23 protein-coding genes are annotated in these 24016 nt (G+C 63.9%); 16 read left to right on the top strand and 7 right to left on the bottom strand.

Features of this window, described 5'->3' with window-relative positions; all coding sequences use genetic code 11:
• Nucleotides 1-415: 415 nt before the first annotated feature.
• The 3 genes from C477_RS19270 to C477_RS19260 all read left to right on the top strand — a co-directional run bounded on the left by C477_RS19270 (nucleotide 416) and on the right by C477_RS19260 (nucleotide 3690).
• Complete coding sequence (locus C477_RS19270; RefSeq protein ID WP_008896228.1) at nucleotides 416-2200, top strand: hypothetical protein; 1785 nt, start codon at nucleotides 416-418, stop codon at nucleotides 2198-2200.
• 266 nt (nucleotides 2201-2466) lie between these two features.
• Nucleotides 2467-3045 carry a SprT family zinc-dependent metalloprotease gene (locus C477_RS19265; protein WP_049914685.1) on the top strand — a complete coding sequence of 193 codons (579 nt, stop codon included), beginning with the start codon at nucleotides 2467-2469 and terminating at the stop codon, nucleotides 3043-3045.
• Between the two features lie 108 nt (nucleotides 3046-3153).
• Entirely contained in the window at nucleotides 3154-3690 is a 537-nt protein-coding gene (locus C477_RS19260) for a hypothetical protein (protein WP_008896226.1), read from the top strand.
• A 39-nt stretch (nucleotides 3691-3729) separates the two neighbouring features.
• Here C477_RS19260 and C477_RS19255 read toward each other — a convergent pair whose 3' ends face one another.
• The gene (locus C477_RS19255) at nucleotides 3730-4017 is read right to left on the bottom strand and encodes a GYD domain-containing protein (RefSeq protein WP_008896225.1); all 288 of its coding nucleotides are present in this window, start codon (nucleotides 4015-4017) and stop codon (nucleotides 3730-3732) included.
• 120 nt (nucleotides 4018-4137) lie between these two features.
• Between C477_RS19255 and pyk the strand changes: the two genes are divergently transcribed.
• From pyk to C477_RS19230, 5 genes are all read left to right on the top strand, one after another.
• Entirely contained in the window at nucleotides 4138-5895 is a 1758-nt protein-coding gene (gene pyk / locus C477_RS19250) for a pyruvate kinase (protein WP_008896224.1), read from the top strand.
• A 66-nt stretch (nucleotides 5896-5961) separates the two neighbouring features.
• A complete protein-coding gene (locus C477_RS19245; RefSeq protein ID WP_008896223.1) occupies nucleotides 5962-6378 on the top strand; it encodes a DUF7312 domain-containing protein in 417 nt (138 codons plus the stop codon).
• A 157-nt stretch (nucleotides 6379-6535) separates the two neighbouring features.
• Nucleotides 6536-7132: an NfeD family protein gene (locus C477_RS19240; RefSeq protein WP_008896222.1), complete on the top strand. Its 597-nt coding sequence runs from the start codon at nucleotides 6536-6538 to the stop codon at nucleotides 7130-7132.
• Between the two features lie 72 nt (nucleotides 7133-7204).
• On the top strand, nucleotides 7205-8386 hold the full coding sequence (locus C477_RS19235) for an SPFH domain-containing protein (RefSeq protein WP_049914684.1): 1182 nt from the start codon (nucleotides 7205-7207) through the stop codon (nucleotides 8384-8386).
• Nucleotides 8387-8560: 174 nt separating this feature from the next.
• Nucleotides 8561-9178: a winged helix-turn-helix transcriptional regulator gene (locus C477_RS19230; protein ID WP_008896220.1), complete on the top strand. Its 618-nt coding sequence runs from the start codon at nucleotides 8561-8563 to the stop codon at nucleotides 9176-9178.
• Nucleotides 9179-9235: 57 nt separating this feature from the next.
• On the opposite strand, the gene C477_RS19225 is transcribed toward C477_RS19230, so the two are convergent.
• From C477_RS19225 to C477_RS19215, 3 genes are all read right to left on the bottom strand, one after another.
• The gene (locus tag C477_RS19225) at nucleotides 9236-9886 is read right to left on the bottom strand and encodes an HAD family hydrolase (protein WP_049914682.1); all 651 of its coding nucleotides are present in this window, start codon (nucleotides 9884-9886) and stop codon (nucleotides 9236-9238) included.
• A gap of 119 nt (nucleotides 9887-10005) precedes the next feature.
• Nucleotides 10006-10239, bottom strand: a complete 234-nt coding sequence (locus C477_RS19220; RefSeq protein WP_083870329.1) for a DUF7123 family protein — start codon at nucleotides 10237-10239, stop codon at nucleotides 10006-10008.
• Nucleotides 10240-10479: 240 nt separating this feature from the next.
• Entirely contained in the window at nucleotides 10480-11007 is a 528-nt protein-coding gene (locus tag C477_RS19215) for a DUF84 family protein (RefSeq protein ID WP_008896217.1), read from the bottom strand.
• A 218-nt stretch (nucleotides 11008-11225) separates the two neighbouring features.
• On the opposite strand from C477_RS19215, the gene C477_RS19210 reads away from it, so the two are divergent.
• Nucleotides 11226-12215 (top strand): transcription initiation factor IIB, encoded by a 990-nt coding sequence (locus C477_RS19210; protein WP_008896216.1) that lies wholly within the window; start codon nucleotides 11226-11228, stop codon nucleotides 12213-12215.
• 768 nt (nucleotides 12216-12983) lie between these two features.
• Here the strand turns inward: C477_RS19210 and C477_RS19205 are convergent.
• Complete coding sequence (locus tag C477_RS19205; protein ID WP_008896215.1) at nucleotides 12984-13391, bottom strand: PPC domain-containing DNA-binding protein; 408 nt, start codon at nucleotides 13389-13391, stop codon at nucleotides 12984-12986.
• Between the two features lie 933 nt (nucleotides 13392-14324).
• On the opposite strand from C477_RS19205, the gene rdfA reads away from it, so the two are divergent.
• The 7 genes from rdfA (at nucleotide 14325) to C477_RS24235 (ending at nucleotide 21243) form a co-directional block, all read left to right on the top strand.
• Nucleotides 14325-14972, top strand: coding sequence for a rod-determining factor RdfA (gene rdfA, locus C477_RS19200; RefSeq protein ID WP_049914681.1), 648 nt, complete (start codon nucleotides 14325-14327; stop codon nucleotides 14970-14972).
• 90 nt (nucleotides 14973-15062) lie between these two features.
• Nucleotides 15063-17024, top strand: a complete 1962-nt coding sequence (locus tag C477_RS19195; protein WP_008896213.1) for an archaea-specific SMC-related protein — start codon at nucleotides 15063-15065, stop codon at nucleotides 17022-17024.
• Nucleotides 17025-17846: 822 nt separating this feature from the next.
• Entirely contained in the window at nucleotides 17847-18410 is a 564-nt protein-coding gene (locus C477_RS19190) for an amino acid-binding ACT protein (RefSeq protein ID WP_008896212.1), read from the top strand.
• Nucleotides 18410-19357, top strand: a complete 948-nt coding sequence (locus C477_RS19185; protein WP_008896211.1) for a homoserine dehydrogenase — start codon at nucleotides 18410-18412, stop codon at nucleotides 19355-19357. Before C477_RS19190 ends, C477_RS19185 begins: the two co-directional genes overlap by 1 nt.
• A gap of 296 nt (nucleotides 19358-19653) precedes the next feature.
• Nucleotides 19654-20355 carry a type I 3-dehydroquinate dehydratase gene (locus tag C477_RS19180; protein ID WP_008896210.1) on the top strand — a complete coding sequence of 234 codons (702 nt, stop codon included), beginning with the start codon at nucleotides 19654-19656 and terminating at the stop codon, nucleotides 20353-20355.
• 169 nt (nucleotides 20356-20524) lie between these two features.
• Nucleotides 20525-20938, top strand: coding sequence for a zinc ribbon domain-containing protein (locus tag C477_RS19175; RefSeq protein ID WP_008896209.1), 414 nt, complete (start codon nucleotides 20525-20527; stop codon nucleotides 20936-20938).
• Between the two features lie 146 nt (nucleotides 20939-21084).
• A complete protein-coding gene (locus C477_RS24235) occupies nucleotides 21085-21243 on the top strand; it encodes a DUF7331 family protein (protein WP_008896208.1) in 159 nt (52 codons plus the stop codon).
• Between the two features lie 87 nt (nucleotides 21244-21330).
• On the opposite strand, the gene C477_RS19170 is transcribed toward C477_RS24235, so the two are convergent.
• Both C477_RS19170 and C477_RS19165 read right to left on the bottom strand, forming a co-directional pair.
• Nucleotides 21331-22449, bottom strand: coding sequence for an NADH dehydrogenase (locus C477_RS19170; protein ID WP_008896207.1), 1119 nt, complete (start codon nucleotides 22447-22449; stop codon nucleotides 21331-21333).
• A gap of 217 nt (nucleotides 22450-22666) precedes the next feature.
• On the bottom strand, nucleotides 22667-23878 hold the full coding sequence (locus C477_RS19165; RefSeq protein ID WP_008896206.1) for a 3-dehydroquinate synthase II: 1212 nt from the start codon (nucleotides 23876-23878) through the stop codon (nucleotides 22667-22669).
• Nucleotides 23879-24016: the final 138 nt, after the last annotated feature.

Below are 24016 nucleotides of genomic sequence, written 5' to 3'. Positions count from 1 at the left end.
GATCCTCGAACGCCGCGGTGAGGACGAGCGCGGCGGGGACGACGGGGTCGTCCGGGTCCGGACTGCGAGCGATCGGGAGTGTGTCATCACTGGCGGTCATGGATGGTCCCCGCCGAAGCAAACGGTTCGTTCGGTTGCACGATTACCGAGAAACGTGTCTCCGCGAGACGGTAACTCATTGCGACTCTATTTCGTTCGCGATGCTATGAGCAGTACGATTGCCTCTCACAGGTAGATAACGGACTGGAAGTAAATCACTGATTTTTACCGACGGATACTCGGAACATTACCGATAGAATATTCAGGATACTATTGGGTAAGTAGAAGACTTCCAAGAGGCACTGTTCGTGGTATGGGAAAGCAAGGCATACAAAGCACGCTTCGAAACGTCAGTAGACGTCGATTCGTAGCGGCGTTGAGCGTCGCGACGGGGAGCGCCCTCGCGGGCTGTTCGGACGGGAGCGTCGAAGGGCAGCCGGAATCGGAGGATCCGCCCGAACCGGGCGATCGGATCGCGAACGCACGTCGTATCGGTCCGCGCGACGTCAGCGACTTCGGATACAAGGAGTTGTGGGGATACCGAAAGCGACAGGCAGTCGAAACGCTACTCGCGGACCCAGCGGTGAACGACGTGGCGAGCGAGTGGATTGCGTCGTTCGAAGCCTACGATCCGCTAACCAATGATCTCGACGCCATCAGCGTCCAGGGAACGACCGGAATGAGCGTCGACGGTGGCCGCGAATCCGGGGAGTTCGAGGTCACGGCGGAGCAACGGCAGGTCGCTTACGGTCTCGTCGATCGGCACACGGAGGAGCTACAGGCGCTCCACATCACCGACCCGATCGATGTAACGTGGAACCGCGACTATCCGGACGAAGAGGGACGTCGACGCCACGAGTACGTCCTCGATCAGGACGAGGTCTGGCAACACCTCGAGGGGAACGACTGGTACCCCATGGAGAAGGCCGCGGAGATCATCACCGCCTACGGCGACTACGCCCACGGGGAGGTCTCGCCCGCGATGTACTACGTGATGCAGGACGGCGAACTCAACGTCGTGAGCACGTTCATCAACGTCGCGGGCGACGATATCGAACTCCTGGACGTGGTCCTCGTCGAGGATTTCGCCGAACACCCACCGCAACAACTCGCACGAGGGATGAATCCGGACGGAGAGACGGTTCTCGGTAGCGTCCCGGAACCGCCGATGATGCAACGGCCACAGATCACTGCACCGGAGGGATACCACCGCGTCGAAAGCGTCGACGAAGTCATCGAGGACGCGGGATGGTCCGTCGAGTGGTCGGGTCCGCGAACCGTCGGTGCGGAGGTCAGCGCGACCTACAACGGGAAACCGGCGTTCGAGTACATTGCTCCGGTGAGCACGTCGACCGGCTACGCCCTTCCTGAGCGGAACGGCCGCAACACGCGCGAGTTCATGTTTCCCGACGACGAGCCCGTCTTCAGCGGGGAACTGCTCTACTGGGACATCCACAGCAACGACTTCGGTGGTCCCGGTGTGCTCGGGACGACCGAGTATCCGGAGACCCCCGAGCATCCGCGCGGATTCCGACTTCGGACGCACTTTCACACGGGCGCGGTCCCGAACGCCCGTGACTTCCACTCCGGGCATCGGTTCGCCCCGTACAACTACTACATCAACTACGACTTCTACGAGGACGGCGTCTTCATGCCGGTCTGGCAGCGTCAGGGCCCCGGCTATGTGACGGAGTTCCAGACCTACCGCGACGCGGAGTACGGCGGGCCGACGATCTTCTACGTCTCGAAGTGGGTAACCCGGCCGACTCCTGGAACGACGGACGGCGTCGAGACACAGATCTTCGACGGGAGCGAGTGGACCACGCCGGAGACGGAATTCTACCTCACGGGCGACGAGGAGACGCTGGTCCGGTTCCGGAACCCCGACGGCCCCGAGAGCATCACCCTCGCGCTCGACGATCTCAAGGAAGTCGTCGTCGTCCGCCCCAAGGAAGGCGAAATCGGCGACGCCATCCGCGCCCTCGATCCGGAAGCCGAGTTCGAGTTCTATCATCCCGCCCAGTACGTCGACGACGAACTCATCCAGGGCGAGGCGGTCTTCGCCTGGCTGCTGATGGAAGGCCGACCGGACGAGGTACCCCATCCGTCGGGGATAACCACGTACACGAGGCTCGGCGAGTTCACGCTCAGAGGATATTGACTGGAACACTCCGGACCGATCACGATCGGGTCTTCCCGATCGCGCTTCGGCCAACCCGCTTCGCATTATTTGAGAAGCGGGCCCGTCACCTCGTGTCTGAAAACCGGCTCTTCCAGAATCGGTACTCGAACGGCAATTCGCGTCGATTCCGCTCGAGGGAACGCGGTACGCATCACCTCGATTCGAGTGAAAGTCGCGAAGTCCCACCCTCGTCGCGCTCGAGTTCGATCGAAACGCTCTCGAAATCCGCCTTCGTTCGTCGGTCCGTGACCGACGACGATGAGGACGCCCTCACGGTCGACGACGAAATCGTCGCCCGCGCGCGGATCCACGCCCGCGAGGTTCTCGAGGCCCACGACCTCGAGGTCGATCGCGACGCCCTCGAGTGGGACGTTTCGACGCGCGCACGCCGCCGCGCCGGGGCGTGTCGCTGGGACGCCGACCGCGAGGTGGCGACGATCGTGCTCACGCGGGCGGCCTACCGGCGGTACGACTGGGAAACGTTCGCCGGCGTCGTCAGACACGAACTCGTCCACGCCTGGGAGTTCCAGCGGTTCGGCGAGTCGGGACACGGGTCGCGCTTTCGCGAGCAGGCGTCGCGACTCGAGGCGCCGCGTCACTGTGAGTCGTTTTCGGACCCCCGGTACGTCCTCCGCTGTCGCGACGACGACTGCGACTGGGAGGCGCGGCGCCACCGCGCCTCGAAGCCCGTGAAGGCGCCCGACCGGTACCGCTGTGGCGCCTGCGGCGGCGCCTACGAGGTCGAGCACGCGGCGAGCGGCCGAACGTGGACGACCGCGAGCGGGTTCGGCGGCGTGAAGGCGGCGCTGGGCGAGGAATGGTAAGGCGTCGACGGTCCGCACGGCGGAATCGGTGACCCCGAAGCAGCCCTCGGCTGCGAACCGCGAGACGGCCGCGGAACACTTATTCGACTTCCGGTGTCTCTTTCGAGTATGGGCATACTCGAGTTGATGCTGGGCGAATCGGGTCCCGGCGAGAGCGGCGTGGACGGGCGATCGTACAAACTGCCGAAGGAGACCCACGACTTCGTCTACCCCGTCGCCGTCCGACGGTCGGAGATCGAGGCGTTTCGCGAGTTGCTCGCGGCCGACGCCGACGCGCCGTCGCCCGCCGACGACGCCGAGGAACTCGAGGCGGCCTTCGATCAGGTCCTCGGCGAGACCGAGATCGACGCGGCGGAGTTGGCCGAGAAACAGCAGCGACCGCGGGTCGAGACGGAGCCGATCGTCGACCACTGGGCCGAGCAGGTGAGCGAGGGAATCGGCGTCGTCTACGCCCGAGGCGGTACGTACCCGACGCTGCTCTCGTTCGTCAAGCGCTGTAAACGGCGCGACGAGGACGCCGATGACTCCTTCGAACTCCCCGAGAGCTTTGCCGACGCCACCGCCCTCCTCGGCCGACTCGAGGCCGCGACGAACGAACAGTACCGGGCCGTCGTCCACACGGATCTGTTGCCGTCGGGCGCGTAGCGTATCGACACCACCGCGGAACGGCGGCGCTCGACGCCGTCAGATTTCGTCGACTAGATTCGCGAAGTCGTCGGTGTCGACGATCTCCATCGTCTGCGCCGACAGTCCGTGCCGGCGGAGGGTCAATGCCGACTTAAACGCCGACTCGCGGTCCGCCGCGTCGAAGAGGACGAGAAAGTCGTGCCGTCCCAGAATCGCGTACGAGTCGAGCATCTCCGCCTCGTGGTCCTCGAACTCGGTTCTGATCTCGCCCCAGATCGACGACAGTTCCTGGGCGTTCTGGACGGCCCGATCGTCGACGTCGACGAGCGACGCGTAGGTTGCCATACGTCGGCGTCCGGCAAACGAGCGGAAAACGGTTCGCGTGGCACAGGACGGCACGAACGGGAACTCGAGTTCGAGTTCCCGACCCCACCATTTTTGGCCGTACTCGCGCAACGTCGACCTATGCGAAACGCGAAAATCGTCTGTACGCTGGGGCCCGCCTCGAGCGATCGAGGCACGATTCAGGAGCTCGCCGAGGCGGGGATGTCGGTCGCGAGACTGAACGCCAGCCACGGCAGCCGGGAGGATCGCGCCGAGTTGATCGACCGCGTTCGGGCCGTCGACGAGGAGCGGCCGGAGCCCGTCGCGGTGATGCTCGACATGCAGGGCCCGGAGATCCGGACCGCGCCACTGCCCGACGGCGAGACGGTCTCCCTCGAGACCGGCTCCGAGATCCGGTTCGTCGAGGGCGACGAGGCGAGTTCGGAGACGGTCGGCCTCTCCCTGCCCATCGGCGCCGTCGAGGAGGGCGACCGGATCCTGCTCGACGACGGCCTGATCGAGACGACTGTCCTCGAGCACGACGGCAACTCGGTCCGCGCCCGCGTCGACGCCGGCGGCGAACTGGCCGGCCGCAAGGGCGTCAACGTTCCCGGCGTCGACCTCGACCTGGACATCGTCACCGAGAAAGACCGGAAGGACCTCGAGCTGGCCGCCGAGAAGGAGGTCGACTTCGTCGCGGCGAGTTTCGTCCGCGACGCCGAGGACGTCTACGAGGTCAGCGAAGTTTTAGAGGAGTTGGGCGTCGAGATTCCGCTGATCGCGAAGATCGAGCGAGCCGGTGCGGTGGCGAACCTCGAGGAGATCATCGAAGCGTCCTACGGGATCATGGTCGCCCGCGGCGACCTGGGCGTGGAGTGTCCGATGGAGGACGTCCCGATGATCCAGAAGCGGATCATCCGGAACTGCCGCGAGGCGGGGTCGCCCGTGATCACCGCCACGGAGATGCTCGACTCGATGGTGCACGCCCGGCGGCCGACCCGCGCCGAGGCCTCCGACGTGGCAAACGCCGTCCTCGACGGCACCGACGCGGTGATGCTGTCGGCCGAAACCGCCATCGGCGACCACCCCGCCGAGGTCGTCGACGCGATGGACAGCATCATTCGCGAGGTCGAGGAATCGAACGAGTACGCCGAGTTGCTCGAACAGCGCGTTCCCGCCGCCGGCGAGGCGCGGACGGACGCGCTGGCGCGCTCGGCGCGCTTCCTCGCGCGGGATATCGACGCGGACGCCGTCGTCGCCGCGACCGAATCCGGCTACACGGCGCTGAAGACGGCCAAGTACCGCCCGGGCGTGCCGGTCGTCGCCTCGACGCCGAGTCACCGCGTCCGCCGGCAGCTGTCGCTTACGTGGGGCGTGACGCCGCTGTACGCCCGCGTCTCCGATCAGGGGGCCGACGCGGTCGTCGAGCGAGCCGTCCAGGCGGCCCTAGACGCGGGCGTCGCCGAGAGCGGCGACACCGTCGTCGTCCTCTGTGGCATGATGACCGAACTCGAGGGCGCGAACACGACCAACATGCTGAAGGTCCACGTCGCCGCCGAGGCGTTGACGACCGGTCGCGTCGTCGTCGACGGACGGGTGACCGGCCCCGTCGTCGAGCTTACTGACGGCGACCTCACGGACGTCCCCGAGGGGGCGATCCTCTCGCTGCCGACCGACTTCGACGAGGAGTTCACGGGCGACCCGACGAAGATCGGCGGGATCATCGACGCCCAGCGGGGGCTGACGGGCTACCCGGCGCTGATCGCCCGCGAGATGGACATCCCGATGATCAGCGGCGCCGACCTCGAGGAAACCGTCGACGGAGACGTCGTGACGCTCGACGCCGAGCGCGGCGTCGTCTACGGCGGGGATCTCGGCGCACGGGCCGACCGGCCCTGATTGCGCTCCGGGAAAACCGATCCGCGGGCCCGCGGGTTTTTGACGACGGGGCTGTTACGGTCACCTATGGCAGACGATGCGGCCGGAGCCGGCGGCGACGACGGGGAGCGACGCGGCTCGTCGGCGTCCGATCCGGACGCGACGAACTCGATCGACGATCGGCAGACCGCGGACGACCGCGACCCGTGGGATCGAGACGACCGGCGAGAGCGTGCCGACGATAGCGCTTTCGACCGTCGCGACGACGGGTTCGACGGCCCCTCTCGGGACGACGAGTACCGCGTGCCGCTGGATCTCTCCGGGGACGCCGACGTGGCGGCCGACGCCGACGCGGACGAGGACGGGGACGATTCGTACGCGCCCGAACCGAATTCGACGCCGGTCGAACCCGGCGATCCCGATCTCGAGAGCGCTATCTTCGTCGTCCTCGGCGCGGTCGCGATGACGCTCGTCCTCCTCCGAGTTATGACCCTCCCGCTGTGATCGCGATCGCGACCGCGCGAACGCGTCGACGACTCGCCGCGAAGGCGGCCGTCGACACCCACAGCGGGCGTTCGTCGGCGGTTCTCGACCTGTAGCCCCGATCCCGTGGTGGCGTCGCTCGGCAACCTTTAATCCGGGTGAGAACTTAGCTGACAGTATGCTGGAACTCCTCGTCGGGAACATGCCGCTCGCGCTCCTGATCGCGGGGCTCGTACTCATGGGTCTCGAGGCGATTTCGCCGGGCGCACACCTCATCGTGATCGGGGTCGCACTGGTCGGTGCGGGACTGATCGGCGTGCTCGTCCCTCTCACCCTGAGCCCAATCGTTCTCGCGGCGTTGACGCTCGCCATCGGCGTCGGAGCGGCCTACGTCTACCGCGAGTTCGACTTCTACGGCGGCAAGGGCACCGCCCAGACCTCCGACTCGAGTTCGCTGGCGGGCGCGACGGGCTACGTGACCCAGACCGTCACGGCCCGCGAGGGACAGGTCAAACTCGAGGAAGGCGGGTTCTCGCCGTACTACAGCGCCCGGTCGACGGGCGGGACGATCGAGGAGGGCGAAGAGGTCATCGTCCTCGATCCCGGCGGCGGCAACGTGTTGACGGTCGAGGCGCTCGGCTCGATCGCCGAGGACGAGATCGATCGCGCGCTCTCGAAAGGGGCGGACGACGCCGACGATACCGACGCCGTCGACGAGAAGTCGCCGTCCGAACCCGAAGCTGAGACCGAGACCGAGACCGAGAAATCGAGCTGACCCGATCGGATCGACCAAACATGTAGTCTAAACAAGGGAACGTTTTTCCCTCCACCGCCGCAAGAGCGAAATATGGTCGTAGAAACACTTCCATTGCAATCCGCCGTCGAGGGTGCGCTGCTGCTCGTCGGCGCGCTCGTCCTCCTCGTCGTCATCGCCGCACTGCTCAGTGCGATCGAAATCGTCGACGCCTACGAGAAGCGCGCCCTGACCGTCTTCGGCGAGTACCGCAAACTGCTCGAGCCGGGGATCAACTTCGTCCCGCCGTTCGTCTCGAACACCTATCGGTTCGACATGCGAACGCAGACGCTGGACGTTCCCCGTCAGGAAGCGATCACGCGGGACAACTCGCCCGTGACGGCCGACGCCGTCGTCTACATCAAGGTCATGGACGCCAAGAAGGCGTTCCTGCAGGTCGATAACTACAAAAAGGCCGTCTCCAACCTCGCCCAGACCACCCTCCGAGCCGTGCTGGGCGACATGGAACTCGACGACACGCTCAACAAGCGCCAGGAGATCAACGCGCGCATCCGCCAGGAACTCGACGAACCCACCGACGAGTGGGGGATCCGCGTCGAGTCCGTCGAGGTCCGCGAGGTCAACCCCTCGAAGGACGTCCAGCGCGCGATGGAGCAACAGACCTCCGCGGAGCGCAAACGGCGCGCGATGATCCTCGAGGCACAGGGTGAACGCCGCAGCGCCGTCGAGAAGGCCGAAGGTGACAAACAGAGCGAGATCATCCGCGCCCAGGGTGAAAAGCAGAGCCAGATCCTCGAGGCCCAGGGTGACGCGATTTCGACGGTCCTGCGCGCCAAATCCGCCGAGTCGATGGGCGAACGCGCGGTCATCGACAAGGGGATGGAGACGCTGGCCGACATCGGCCAGGGCGAATCGACGACGTTCGTCATGCCCCAGGAGCTCACCTCGCTGGTCGGCCGCTACGGGAAGCACCTCTCGGGAAGCGACGTGAAGGAGAACGGCGCCGAACTCGAGAGCCGCGAGTTCGACGAGGAGACCCGCGAACTGATCGGCCTCGACGACATCGCCGAGATCATCGGCGAGATCGACGAGGAAGCCGAGATGGACCTCGAGGCGATGGAACAGGAAGCCCAAGCGATCAAAGAAGGCAAGGACGCCGGCACCATCTCCGACCCCGACGCAGTCATCGAGGAGATGGATCAGGACTTCCAGGAACGAACCGACGGCGGCGCCGAACCGTCGGCCGACGACGCCGACGACTCGACGACGAACTAACTGCCACGCGCCGCGGCAGTTCACCAACCGCCCGCCAACCTTCTGGTCCCAAACCGGACCCCTTCGAAAACCGAATTCCGCCATAAACATCGCGCAGAGACTGTCACACTTCACGAAACGAATCGGAGCGAAACCTGTTTTAGGTACCGTCCCATTCCTCGTAGTAAGCACAGCATGACGACATCAAACGGGGTCGACGACGAGAAACGAGCGACCCTCCGTCGCTTCGCCGCGCTCGGAGCAGCGTCGCCGCTCGCCGGACTCTCCGAGTCAGCTGCGGCCGACACGGGCGAAAGCGACGCTCGCGACGCGATTGCCGGCTATCTCTCGACGACGCCCGGCGCCCACTTTTCGAAGATCCGCGACGATCTCCAGTTGGGAACCGGCGAAACCCAACACCACCTGCGACGCCTCGAGGAACTCGAGGTAATCGAGCGTTACCGGGACGGGGACTACAAACGATTCGTGCCGGCCGGCCGGTTCGACGAGTTCGAAAAGCAGGCGCTTGGCTACCTCCGCCGGGAGACGCCTCGCGGAATGCTGATCGAACTCCTCCGGAACCCGGCGGCGACCGGCGGCGACCTCGCGGCGGTACTCGACGTCTCGCCGCCGACCGTCAGCAAGTACGCCGGCGAACTCGAGGACGAGGGCCTGCTCTCCCGGGAGGACGGCTACGCCGTCGAACGGCCCGAGACGGTCCTCGTTCTGGTCGTCCGCCACGCCGACTCCTTCGGCGACGCGGCCCGTCAACTCGCGCGGAACGCGGACCAGTACCTCACGTACGACGGCTAAGAGCGGACTACTCACCGGTAATAGCGCGTTACGCGTCGATTTTGTGATCGATACCCTTCAGACGATATCGGTCAGCGCCGCCAGCGACTCGAGTTCGAGCGTCGCCTCGGCGGGGCGGTCGAGGTCGCGATTGTGCGACCGTCGGAGGAACGCCGTCTCGAGGCCGGCGGCTCGACCGGCCGTGACGTCTTTGATCGAATCGCCGACGTAGAGCCCCTCGCTGCTGCCGAGTTCGTCGAGCGCTTCCTCGATGTAATCGGGTTCGGGTTTGCGGCGCCGGTAGCCCTCGAACGTCGGATCGCGACCGCGAACGACCGCGAAGTCGATACCGACGTAGTCGGCGACGAACTCCGCGGTCTCGTGGCGGTTGTTGGTCACGAGCCCGACTGTGGTTCGTTCGGCTAGAGCCTCGATCGCGTCGATGTCGTTGTACAGTCCGCGCTCGCCGGCCTGGAGTCGCTCGTGGGTTCCCTGCGAGGCGTAGCGTTCCTTCAGTTCCCAGAACCGCGCCGGATCGATACCCAGCGCCCCACAGTGGTCTACGACGTTCTCGAGGTCGTTTCGGCGAAGATCGTCCCGCTGGGTCGGCGTCGGATCGGCCTCGAGTTCGGCGAGGGCGGCGTCGGCGGCGTCCGCGTACACCTGCGGGTGGGTTCCCGGACCCTCGAGAAGGACGCCGTCCATATCGAACAGAATCGGCTGTGGCATTTCTCGCCCGGTCCTACGCCGCGAACCGTGAAAAAACGGCTGCTACGCTACCGGACGGATGACGAAGAGAAAATACGGAGAGGACGGCGGATGGCGCCCGTCGCCTGACGTCGCGAGCGTTAAACGTTAACTTTCCACGTCGTACTCGAGGAGTAACCCCATTTTTCGATCTCGACGTCGAAGTTGCCGTCCTGCAGCGCCGTAATGTTCGATCCGACTTCCTTCGCAGTCATCCCGAGTTCCTGGCCGATGAGTCGCGACTTGAAGTAGGTCTTCGTGCCGGCGTTATCGCGAAGGTACTGGAGAATACGGCGTTGCTTGCTCGTGAGGTCGGCCGCCATTGCAGTGCTCATACTTCGTTCGATGGCAGGAACACCCTTAGGGGGTTTGGTACGTGCGGTTAACCCGACGCCCGCTTGCGGTTTTGCCGGGAGTTAATGGGACCATAATCGAGTAGAAAGCTCCCGTTGGTACGTGCGGTTAATATATGTCTTTTGGTGAGCATCAGGCGCGATAGACCATCACGCGTCTCTGATGATGATCCCGGTCAGTCTGTCATCTCCGGTGATGGGTTGTGACACGGTACGACGGCGCTAGACGCGATCGGGGCTCGACTCGTCCGCGACGAACGGACCGAACGCACACGCGACCGCCTCGCCGAGCGCTCGCGTTCGGCTCGTCAGGCCGGCCGTCAGAACGCCGGCGGCGCCCTCGGCCTCGGCGATCCCGTCCGTGCCGAGGCGGTCGTCCATTACCGGACCCAGCTCCGCCCCGTCCTCGAGGTGACGCGCCACGTCGTCTGGGAGGCGAAGCGTCGGCCCGCCGCCGCGTTCCAGTCGGTCGCCGTCCGTCGCCGCGGCCCACATGATCAGCGAGAGCCCCGGGACGCCGTCGATACGCGCGACGCCGCCCTCGAGGCCGATCCCGTAGTCGGCGTCGGTCGCCGCGAGCGCGCGCCGGGCGCGGTTCTCGGCGCCGGTAACGGTCTCCTCGATCGACCACGGCTGCTCGGGGACGCCGGAGTCGACCGCCGCGTCGACGACGGTCGGATCGAATCGCTCGAGGGTCCGTTCGACGGCGTCGATCTTGGTCGGGTTCGTGCTTCCGACTGCGAGGTCCATAGCGGCGGTTCGAAGGGGCGGCAGTTGGGGGCTCCGGTTCGGCGAGACGCCCCTCATGATTGTCCCGATCATTCATACTAGTTCCGGCGAATTACCCGCTCTCGAGAGCTGTCGGCTCGCGATTTCGAAACCCTTAACCATCGAGTGTCTGAACGTGGAAGGTAACGAATCCGTCCGGGCTTTTGCAGCTAGTTCGGCCGGTCAGCATTCGCCATCGTATGAGCAACACACCATCGAACACAAGAGTACGGCGTACCGAGCACGAAACAGACGACACGACCGAAACGACGGACGAAAGCGAGCAGAGCAACCTCGACTGCCCCGAGTGTGCGGGCAACCTCGTCGTCGACGACGAACACGGCGAGACCGTCTGCGAGGACTGCGGACTGGTCGTCGAGGAGGACTCGGTCGACCGCGGCCCCGAGTGGCGGGCCTTCGACGCCACCGAGAAAAACGAGAAGTCCCGCGTGGGCGCGCCCACGACGAACACGATGCACGATAAGGGCCTCTCGACGAACATCGACTGGCGCAACAAGGACGCCTACGGGAACTCCCTGGGCTCGCGCCAGCGCGAGAAGATGCAGCGTCTCCGCAAGTGGAACGAGCGCTTCCGCACCCGCGACTCCAAGGAGCGCAACCTGAAACAGGCGCTGGGCGAGATCGACCGCATGGCCTCCGCACTGGGCCTGCCGACGAACGTCCGCGAGACCGCCTCCGTCATCTACCGCCGCGCGCTCGACGAGGATCTGCTCCCGGGCCGTTCGATCGAGGGCGTCTCGACGGCCTGCGTCTACGCCGCCGCCCGTCAGGCCGGCGTGCCCCGTAGCTTAGACGAGATCGCCGACGTCTCCCGCGTCGAGAAAAACGAGATCGCCCGCACCTACCGCTACGTGGTCCGGGAACTGGGGCTCGAGGTCCAGCCCGCCGACCCCGAGAGCTACGTCCCCCGCTTCGCCTCGGGACTGGACCTCTCAGACGAGGCCGAACACCGCGCCCGTGCCCTCCTGCAGAACGCCAAGGAGAAGGGCGTCCACAGCGGCAAGTCGCCGGTCGGCCTCGCGGCCGCCGCGGTCTACGCCGCCGCCCTGCTGACCAACGAGAAGACCACGCAGGCCGCCGTTAGCGATGTCGCCGACATCTCCGAAGTGACGATCCGGAACCGGTACCACGAACTCCTCGAGGCCGAGGAGACCCTCGGTCTCGCGTAAGCGGTCCGCTCGGCTTTTCACCGTCGTTTCGACTGACCTCTCGACTGCAGTTGCTCGATACTCCCTGCGGTGTCGAACTCCGTTCTCGATACGTTCGGTTCGCCGTCAGTGGTATCACCGTCGCGGACCGACTGCCTCGGGCGTCGGCCGACTGGTAGTTATTCGGCGTGTTTCTCTGCCACGCAACCGGAATCTAACCCGGTCAGATATAGTACCAATCTCCATATGGTATTTGAGAAGTGTCTAAGAGAGGTAAGGAAATGACTGAGTATTCATATTGTAATCGATTTCTGACCCAATACCACCATATTGGCCAACTTATGGAGTTTTATCGAGATATTCCTTGTACCCTCTCTTCTGTTTTCGAGGATATAAACTATTTCTCTCGGTACTAGGCGGTCGAAAAGTGGTGCCATAGAAGCAGTTTTAGAAGCGATACTGTGCCGCGTATCGATGACCGTTAGATTTGATCTACATCTCGAGAGAACGAGATTGTCTATTTTCACACTATTATTCTATTCTGGTACTTGAGCCATTTTCCAATCGAGGTGTGGGAATCGAGCGACGAAATGTTGGCTACGGCGCCGATCAATCGATCGTCGGTTCGGTCGGCGGCACATCCGACGTTCCGGGTCGGTGCCACGGCGTCGCACAGCCGTGACCGACTCGAGTGGTCTCGGAAATGCCGACCGCCGCCTCGAGACTCGGGCGGATCGACCGCGAGCCCGATCAGAGCACCGTATCGGGCCGACCGAATCGGTCCCGGGCTCAGAGGTCGAAGACGTCGAGTCCGGTCCGTTCGTCCAGCTGGTGGGTGAGCGAGGTCTCGCCCGGGAAGACGACGATCTCGAACGTCCCGGAGACGACCGCCTCCGAGCAGTGGCCCCCGAGGGACTCGAAGTTCTCGTCTCCGAGTTGGATGTGCGTGTGGATCTTGTCGGGACCGATGTTTCCGAGGAAGCTCGTCACCTCGTACTGCCCGGTGAACCGTTCCTCGTTGTACTCCTGTTCGGATACGTCGTAGTGACCGAGCACGACTTCGTCGACGGCACCGATCCCCATCAGGAAGCCCTGCTCGAGTCCCGCGTCGTCCCGGAGCGTCTCGAGGGAGGCCAGCACCTCGTCGCCGGGGTCGAGTCGGACGACAATTCGGTCGGATTCTTCAGTGTAGTCCATTGTACGCCGTACTGACGGGTGCCGAATAAATAATAGTTCCCTCACTCGCTTCTGGTGTTCGAAGCGTCGCGTCCAGAATGCATAGTAATATCGCAATCGGAGGGGACGGGAACCGAATCCCTTAGCAATCTCGCCTTCAGGCAGTTACGACGCGAGCACCCACCCCGTTTCGACCGGAGTAGACAACTACTCCATCTCGACGCGAGACCAGGACGCTATTTACAGAGGTACTCGCGTAATTTGCGGAAGCACTCGCCCTTCATAATTCCAATATTGTTGAATTACGACTGTACTCGATCGACAATCGGGCGACGGCTCGCCGGCTGTCTCCGATGCCGATAGCGAATTCGGTGATGTAACCAGCAACTAGATACCATCCGTCGGTGAGGTTTCGAGGGCAACGCAAGTCGGACGCGATACCGGGCCAGAACAGAAACAACACCCATGCCAGGAAAAGATATCGCAGTATTCGATTTATTTACGGGTTTGTCCACTGCTCTTGTCACGGACGACAGTCGTAAAACAGGGCTCAGTAGTTCGCCTTGAACACGCTAAGTTCGAATAGTCGATAGAAGCCTGAATCTGGGTGGGATCGACAGTCAGTCTCGAACACCAGTCAACTGCAAGCCAAATAGTATATACACGGCTGCCACAAGTAACGTACGCTACTTTTATATCTGTGTGTACCACAAATTACAAAAGTACCTCTGTAATCGGGTGTATCGATTACATACATAACTCAGATGATGACAGATGAGAGGCTCGATAGCGATATGAACCTACATATGTCTCTGTAGAACGGTTTGCCAACATGGCGGTAAGACGAGGTACTGACCCGGAACGCAGTTCTCCACCGCCACGGATCACACCTGCACGTTCCGAAGACGACGTGGATCCGAACGTTTTTCGTCTCCTGACGAGTAGACAAGCATAGTGGCCGATCGTTCCAGTTCGACTGATTCGGAGGCGGTGTGTACGTGCAAGCTCGGGCGGGTCGCGACGCAATACGAGCTCGCGGGTCTCAACGACGACCTGGTCGCCTACTGGACTGGGGACGGAGACGACCAGCGCAGCACGCGCGAGCTCGCGACCTACGTCAATCACCGCGTGCTCGAGGCGGCGCTCGAGGAGGCGGACATCCCGCCCAAAGAGGGAGAGGTCGAGAACACCTACCGACTGTTGACCGACGACGACGTCAGCAGCGGGACCCGGGTTCAGACTCGAAACGAACTCCAGCGGGACGGCGTTCCGATCGACCGAGTCGAGTCGGATTTCGTCTCCCACCAGACGGTCTACAACCACCTCACCGACTGTCTCGGTGCGAAACTCGAGACGCCGAGCGATGAAGAACGGCTGGAGAGAAGCAGCGAAAAGCTCGGTGCGTTACAGAATCGGACTGCGGCCGTCACGGCGGACACCGTCGCCCAACTCGAGCGCAACGAGGTCGTCGCCATCGGCGACTTCGACGTCACCGTCTCGGTTACGGTGACCTGTGAGGACTGCCTCCAGGAGTACACCATCAGGGAACTCCTCGAGAACCGGGCGTGTGATTGTCACGCGACGGACGCGGACGGCGCATAATCCGCTCTGTCGTCGAAACCCGGAACCGGCAACTTCTCACGAGTGACTGAAGTGGGAATATCTATATGTGTGGGGACAGTACACCGGTGCATGGAACCTGGACTGGATACGAAACAACGAGACATTCCGGGGGCAGCCACCCTTTCGGTCGATAACATCGGGGGCATCGACGAAACGGAGGTTACGTTTCACCGCGGGGTGACGGTGCTCTCCGGGCGTAACGCGACCAACCGAACATCGCTGCTGCAGGCGATCATGGCGGCGCTCGGAAGCAAGCAAGCGAGTCTCAAAGCCGACGCCGACGAGGGCAACGCGGTCCTCGAGTTCGGCGACGAGACGTACCGACGGACGCTCGAACGCCGAGGCGGAACGATCGTTACCGACGGCGATCCGTATCTCGACGATCCGGAACTCGCCGATCTGTTCGCGTTCCTGCTCGAGACCAACGAAGCGCGACAGGCCGTCGCCCGCGGCGACGACCTCCGCGAACTGATCATGCGGCCGGTCGACACCGACGCGATCAAGGCCGAAATCGAGCAGTACGAACAGCAGAAACGGGAACTCGACGAGCGGCTGTCCGAACTCGACGATCTCGAGAACCGGCTGCCCGATCTCGAGGCGAAACGGACGCGCCTCGCCGACGAGATCGAGTCGCTTCAGGAGGACCTCGAAGCGGCCCGCGAAGAACTCGAAGAGACGAACGTCGACGTCGAACAGCGCCGGGAAGAGGAGTCCGAACTCGAGGAGAAACTCTCGGAGCTTCGCGACACTCGCTCGGAGCTCGAAACCGTCCGCGACCGCATCGAGACCGAACGCGAGAGTATCGAGGCTCTCGAGGACGAACGCGACGAGGTCGAGGACCGTCTCGAGTCGCTCTCGTCGGGCGACGAGACGGAGGTCAGCCGCCTCGAAGCCGAAATCGACACCCTTCAGACGGAGAAGGCGGAACTCTCCGACGAGATCTCGCAGCTACAGAGTACGATCCAGTTCAACGAGCAACTGCTCGACGAACAGGAATCGGTCCTTCCGGACGCCGCCACCGAGGACGACGACGGCCCGGTTACGGACCAGTTGCTCGCGGACTCGGAGTCGGTCACCTGCTGGACCTGCGGCTCGTCGGTTCCCCGCGACCAGATCGAGACGACGATCGAACAGCTCCGGTCCGTCCGACAGGAGCGCATCGAAGAGCGCTCCGAGATCAGCTCCGAACTCGACGAGCGCCGGGAGACGCTCTCGGAGATCAACGAGAACAAGACCGAGTACCGGCAAACCCAGCGTCGCCTCGACTCGATCGACGACGAGCTCGACCGGCGACAGGGCCGGCTCGACGACCTGGTCGACGACCGCGAGGCCCTTACCGAGGAGATCGACGATCTCGAGACGACGATCGACGACCTCGAGACCGACGACTACAGCGGGGTCCTCGACCAGCACAAGGAGGTCAACCAGCTCGAGTTCGAACTCGAACGCAAGGAGCGCGAGCGCGAGGAGATCGACGACGAGATCGACGAGATCGAACAGCGCCTCGACGACCGCGGCAATCTCCAGGAGCGTCGCGAAGACATCACCGACGAACTGACGGATCTCCGAACGCGCATCGATCAGATCGAAGCCGACGCCGTCGAGGGATTCAACGAACACATGGAGAACCTCCTCGAGGCGCTTGGTTACGATAACCTCGACCGAATCTGGATCGACCGGACGCGCCGCGAGGTCCGCGAGGGCCGCCGGAAGGTCGAGCGGTCGTCGTTCGACCTCAAAATCGTCCGCAGTACCGACGACGGCGCGGCCTACGAGGACACGATCGGACACCTGAGCGAGAGCGAGCGAGAGGTGACCGGGCTCGTGTTCGCGCTCGCGGGCTATCTCGTCCACGACGTCTACGAGACGGTCCCGTTCATGCTGCTCGACTCCCTCGAGGCGATCGACTCCGAACGGATCGCCAAGGTCATCGAGTACTTCGAGTCCTACGTGCCGTATCTCGTCGTGGCGCTGCTGGACGAGGACGCGCAGGCCGTCGACGTCGAGCACGAGGTCGTTTCGGACATCTAATCGCGGCGACGCGGTCGTCGAATTTCTTTCAGTCGTGATCCACACAGCCGATAGCAGTCCGTTTACGATAACCATAAACCGTATATTGCGATATAGAATTGGCTAGTCGGCGTTGATAGCGCGGTTGACGGTGAACAGTGGCCCTGGATTGCCGGGTGACACGATGGGTCTCGTGGGTTGTTCGCTCGGACGCAGACGGAGCAGTTTGCTCTCGTCGCCTCGAGCAGGGGGTATCGATTACCATCTTTCTAGACTACTTCTTAGTACGACATATTTGATCTCCTCCGGGTAATCGGAGTAGGGAAACAGTCCCGAATTACACACCGAAATATCGGATATCGGCCTAAATTGGACGAATTCGGCTACAATATCTATTTCTGAGCGCAAGAAATACAGATGATCGAAATAGTGTCACAGTCTAATTTGGTGTGACCAATACGCCTGATAACAGGCGAAGGGTCGCTCTTTCGGGTGTCGTCCAATTCGATCACTCAACCGAGCTGAGCAACGGATACATACACGATAATAGAGTATTCGAGATAACCATAATTATGTAGATACACTCGAGAGCGACACCTCGAGCAAGAGAAGAAAGAGCACGTTCGGCGGCTGCAATGAAGAACGAGTGTCGCTCCCTATTCGGGAGAGCATCGTTTCGAGCGAACTGACGGAACGTCTCTCCCAGCCGCCGAAACCGCCACAGCGGCCCGCTCGAGTCGGTCTCGAACGATGAGGATATCTATACGCTTTTACGTTCCCGTTACGGAGACGATAGCATGCCCACGATGACGGACGATCACGTGCCGAGAGGCGGTGACACCGATGGGTGACGAACCGACGCCACCGGGTGACCTCGGCACCGAGACCGACGGCGGCGTTCGTACCTACACCGTCCGCCTCGAGCTGGTCGACGAACCCGGCGAGTTACTCGCCGCGCTGGAACCGATCGCCGAAAACGGCGGCAATCTCATGAGTATTCACCACGAACGCGGCAACATCACGCCGCGGGGACACATTCCCGTCGAGGTCGACCTCGGCTGTCCGCCGGATCGGTTCGACGATATCGTCGCCGCACTCCGAGAAAACGGTATCAACGTCATTCAGGCCGGCGCCGAACGCTACGGCGAGGAGATCAGCGTCGTGCTGGTCGGCCACCTCATCGAGACGGATCTCTCCGATACCCTGCTGGCGATCGAGAACGAGACGAGCGCCGCGGTCCTCGATCTGTCGCTGTCCGCGCCACAGGGAACCGGCGACACCTCGAGCGCCCGAGTGCGACTCGCGATCGACTCCGGGCGGTCCGAAGCGGTCTTCGAGACCATCCGATCGGTCAGCGAGGAGAAAGATCTCACCGTCGTCGAACCGCTGCTCGGAGGTGACGCCTGATGCGACTCGCGATTCTCGGTGCGGGCGACGTCGGGCGATCGGTCGCCGACCTCGCCGGCGAGTACGGTCACGAGGTCGTCGCCCTCGCCGATTCGACGAACGCCGTCATCGACGACGACGGCATCGACGTCGAGGGCGCCCTCCAGCGCAAACGCAGCGGCGAACCCGTCGGCGTCGACGACCCCGACGACGTCTTCGAGGGCGAGTACGACGTCCTCGTGGAGGCGACACCGACGACGCTCGGCGACGCCGAACCCGGCTTCTCCCACGTCGAACGCGCCCTCGAGGCCGACCGTCACGTCGTGTTGGCCAACAAGGGCCCCGTCGCCGAACGGTACGACGAACTCCGCGCGCTCGAGGACGAGAGCGCGGGTTCGATCCGGTTCGAAGCGACGGTCGGCGGTGCCATCCCGGTCCTCTCGACGATCGAGGACGAAACGCCTCAGGCCGTCACGGCGGTTCGCGGAGTCCTCAACGGCACGGCGAACTTCATCCTGACCCGAATGGCCGCCGAGGGGCTGGACTACGATCACGTCCTCGCGGAAGCCCAGGACCTGGGCGTCGCCGAGGCCGACCCCACCTTCGACGTCGACGGCACCGACGCCGCGCTCAAGTTCGTCATCCTCGCGAACGTGCTTTCCGACGGCGGCTTCGCTCTCGAGGACGCGGACGTCGAGGGAATCCAGAATATTCCGGGTAGCGCGTTGAATCTGGCCGCCGAGGACGGCCGAACGATTCGGCTGATCGGCGAGGCCACCCGCGAGGGCGTTCGCGTTGCCCCGCGACTCGTCCCGCAAAACGGCCCGCTCGCGGTCACCGGTACCCGCAATATCGTCCAGATCGAAACGCGCCACGCCGGCTCGCTCCACTCGAGCGGCCGCGGCGCCGGCGGCCCGGAGACCGCCACCGCCGTTCTCTCCGACGTCAGTCGGCTGGCCGATCGCTGACGCCTCCTACTCGTCCGCTGACTCGCCGCTCGAATCGTTTCGGACGAACGGTCTCGAGGATTCTCGATGAGAGATATATAAATGGCCATCTCGAGTCTGGAACTGTCGCATGGTTCGAACGAGGGCTCCGACGTCGATCGGACGCTTCACTTCGACTAACTCCGGCGAATGACCGTTGTATTTCGTTATTTTCCGTCCCTCCGTGGTGATCGAATCCCGTCGCCGACGGGCGTTCGGCAGACGCCGCTATCCAGCCTCTCGAAATCCTTTTATCCGGAGGATTGGTAGCCAGTATCATGACCGTCGACGGGTTCTCCCTCGCCGCGACGACGAACGATCTCGGACGGGAACCGGACGCGCGCGAGGCCGCCGACCTGCTCGAGTTTCGGATGGACAGCGCGGACGACCCGATCGAGCAACTCGCCGACTACGACGGCGAACTGCCGATCCTCGCCACGAACCGGTCGCAGTGGGCCGGCGGCCACGCGGAGGATCAGGGTCGCTTGGACGCGTTGATGACCGCCGCGGAATTCGACGCCGTCGAACTGGTCGACATCGAACTCGAGACGGCCCGCGGGACGGAGTGGGTCGTCGACGAGTTCCGCGACCAGGACGTGGAACTAGTGATCTCCTTCCACGATTTCGACGCAACGCCGGATCGGGAGACCCTCGACGCGATCATCGAGGAGTGCGCCGAGTACGGCGACATCGCCAAGTTCGCTACCCAAGTCGAGGACCGCCGGGACTGTCTGCGGATTCTGTCGGCGATCGAAAGCGCCACTCGCGACGGGATTCGGACCGCCGGGATGGGAATGGGAAAACTCGGCAGTCACACGCGCGTCGTCGCCCCGCTGTACGGTTCGGCGCTCGGCTACGCGCCGCTGGCCTCGGACTCGAGCGAGTACGCGCCTGGACAGTTGCCGCTGCGCGACCTCCGTTCGCTGGTAGAGACGCTCGAGACGGGCGCGGTGGATGCTGGTGTTCTCGAGGAACTGTAGAGCGCGTATCCGAGCCGTCGAGAAGTTACCAGACCGAGTGGGAGCGAAGCGACTACTCGGGTACGGGTTGCCGGTCCGTTCCCGCCCGGAACGGTTATCGATCCGAACGTACACCGCCGTCGAAAGAAATCGGAATGTTAAGGACGAGGGTCCCCTACCACCACGTACGATGACATGGCTTCGCGCGGTCGTCGCCGCTGGCCTCTCGATGGTCTTTCCCGGTGCCGGACACGTCGTGATCCGGGACTGGCTTCGAGCGCTGCTCTTTGCCGGACTCTACTTCGTCACGTTCTGGCTCTTCTTCCCGGTCGATCAGATCGCAACGGCCGAATCGTTCGCCGAGGCGATGACGATCACCGGCGAGGTCGACATGCTGTCTCAGCTGACACTCCTGTTCGTCAACCTCATCGCGGCGTTCGACGCGATCGTTCGAGCGCTCGAGTTCTCGCCGAGCGGCGGCGGAGACGACGGCGGGGCCACCTGCCCCGAATGCGGTAAGGAACTCGACGAGGACCTCGAGTTCTGTCACTGGTGTACGGCCCGCCTCGAGCCGAGCCCCGACGAGGAACCGGCCCAGACGTAATCCCCAGCCTCGCTCGAGTGACCGGCGTTACCACCGCGCACCCGTAATATAATCACACTAGTAGTACATCGACGGAGCCCTTTTCACTGATCGCTTGGTACGGCGGCTATCAAGTCGGTCTCGGCGACCGACGGACGTGATTTCGAATGCACGCAAAGGGCGACTACGACGAGCGAGAGGCGACGGCGGATCGAGCGTTCGACCACTACGTCAGCTACGAGGACGGCGGCGGCACCGTCATCTGCGATCGGCGGACCCCGTCCGCGTGGATCCGATCGACGACCGTATGGTCGTGCCGGCGGTGAGCCGTGGTCGTGCCGGCGATGAGCCGTAGCCGTGCCGGCGGTGAGCCGTGGTCGTGCCGGCGATGAGCCGTAGCCGCGCCGGCGGCATCAGCCCGACGTCGACCGATCGTCGCGCTCGATCGTAATCGATCGATCGCCGACGCCGGTGACCGTGCCGTCGATCGGAGCGTGCTGGGCGATGCTGATCCCGTCGGCCGGCCGAGCGATCATCTCGCCGGTCCCGAGCTCGTCGCCGACTTTGACGATCGGCTCGCTCGGCGTGACGACGCCCTCGAAAGCGGGGTTCGTGATCAGGGGCACTTCGACGCGATCCGGACGGAGCGCTTCCGTCGGGGCCGTCTCGTGGACCGACTCCTTCCACGCCGCCGGCGCGAGGACGTTGACTCGGCCGCCGCTCCCGATGGTGTTCTCCTCGACGACCGACTCCTCCATCACGAGCAGGCAGTTCGTTCGCTTGCGGACCCCGAACGCGTCCGGGGCCGCGTCGATCTCGAAACACCACCCCGGACCGCCGTCGAGGATGACCTCGTTGTCGGCGAGGTCGTCCGTGCGACCCGCCGCCTCGAGCAGGTCCGTCGCCGGCGTGCCGATCGGGACCTCGAGGAACCGGTGGGTCGGCACCCGCCCGTCGACGTGGACGAACTTGCGGGTCGTCGGCTCCCCGTCGACGAGGGCGCGATAGACGTTCGAGAGCGTCTCGGTGTTCTGGACGATCCAGCCGTTGTCCATCGGGAGTTCGTTCCCTCCCATGACCACGCCCGCGACGAGCCGCATAAGGACGCTCTCCATCCCGAACTCGTACTTGTCGTCGGTGTAGGCGATGACGATCCCCGTCTCGTCTTCGGGGACCGGCAGCGTGTCCGGGGCGTGGATCGTCGCGTCGGTCGCCGCCTCGAGGTCGCCCATCCACTCGTCGCGGTCGGGCCACTTGGCGGCGATGACGATCCGATCGAACGCGCGATCGAGGAGACCGTCGAACAGCGCCGCCAACTCCTCGGTTCGCTCGCGGCCCAGCCACTTGTCCATGTAGTAGTTCGGTTCGCTCTCCTGGTGGTTGACCAGCAGCGAGTCGACCTCGTCGAGGCGCTCCCACTTGGCGTACGTCGGGAATCCGGCGCCGCCTGCGCCCGCGAGGCCGGCGTTGCGAAGCGTCACTGCGAATTCGGGCGGTTCGACCGATCGAATGGCCTCTCGAGTAATACTCATCGTCTGCCACGTGTGACGATAACAACCACCATAGAAGTTGTTCGCCGCCGCGTGGAATTACCGCCACAAGAGATGATTGTTCCGTTTCAGGGTGTCTCGACGGGATACTGTCCGCGAAGGTGGCAACTAATCGACACACCGTTCCGAATCTGACCGCAGAGCGTGGGGTAAGTTACCAAATGACTATGATACCGATCCGAGAGGTCGACGAAATCGACTATTTCTCGATGATACTCTCTTCGACGGCCTCACCGAAGTGGCGTGCCGTGTCCTCGGTGTACAACAGGAGTTCGTCGCCGGCCTCTAAGTCCGTGACGGCGGTCCGGCCCTCGCCGGTGGCGACCTTGATGGTCTCGGCGTTCTGGAGGAGCGTCTCGATGCGGTCGCCGTCGTCGGTCTCGAGGGCGACCCGGAACATCGGCCGCTTCTCGATTTTGACGCGGCCGACGATGGCCTCGCGGGTGTTGCCCGCGGTGTCGACGACCTGAACCTCGTCGCCGCTCTGGAGCTCCGAGAGGTACTTCGTGCCGCCGTCGGGCGTGCGGATGTACGCGTGGACGGCGCCGGCGTTGACGCGGAAGGGCCGGGAGGCGACGTACGGCGATTCGGCCGTCTCGGCGTGGACGAACACGAGGCCGCGGGCCATCGAGCCGACGAGCATCCCCTCGTCGTGTTCCAGCAGGCTTCCGGTATCGACGCAGACCCGGTCGGCGCTACCGATCTGCTCGATGTCCAGCACCTCGGCGTACTCCAAGTCGAGGGACTCGCGTTCGGCCTCGTCGCGGACCTCTACGGTCTCGCGGATCTCGTCCGGACTGTCGGAGTCGAGTAGAACCGCGTCGGCGCCCAGTTCGAGAGTCTCGAAGGCCGTCTTGGCCTCGTCGGCGGTGGTGACCCCCGCGATGAGGTTAGTTTCCTCGCCGATCCGGGCGATCAGGTTCTCGAGGGGGATGATCGTCCAGTCCTCGCCGACGATGATGGTGTGGTCGGCCTCCTCGGCGGCCGTCTCGGCGAATCGCTCGTACTCCTTGCCGAGGATGCGGACGTAGGCGCCGCGCTCGACGTCGCCGTCGCGCCGGCGAAGCGTCGAGAGGTCGGCCGAGCCGGAGAAGTCTTCGGGGAGGTCGATCGTCGCGTCACCCTCGCCGTTCTTGCCGACGACGACCGCGTCGGCGTCCGTCGTCGACTCGGCGACGTCGTCGGCGTCCGCGTCGGTCTCGACGTCGTCGATGTCGTCGACCAGCGTCACGTCGCCGTCGGTCCGGAAGGCGGCGACGTTGATGTCGCCGAGTTCGCGCACGCGGGAGACGTCCTCTTCGTCGACCAGTACCCAGTCTGCACCCGCCTCGAGCGCGGCGGTGATCCGCGCCCGGCGGTCGTCCCAGTCGCCGACGGTGTCGTCGGCTTTGACCCAGACAGATCGCGTCATATCTCGACCCTCGAAGGGGACCGGCTTGAACGTGGCGAATGCCGCAGGGCGGGCGGACCCGTCCGCGATCGCTGTCGGCTGTTCGGGACGGTACTGGCCGATGTCTCCGAGCCGTCACGTCTTCGCTGGCGAGTCGCC

Source organism: Haloterrigena salina JCM 13891 (assembly GCF_000337495.1).
Lineage (GTDB): Archaea > Halobacteriota > Halobacteria > Halobacteriales > Natrialbaceae > Haloterrigena > Haloterrigena salina.
This window is presented reverse-complemented; position numbering and strand designations above follow the sequence as displayed.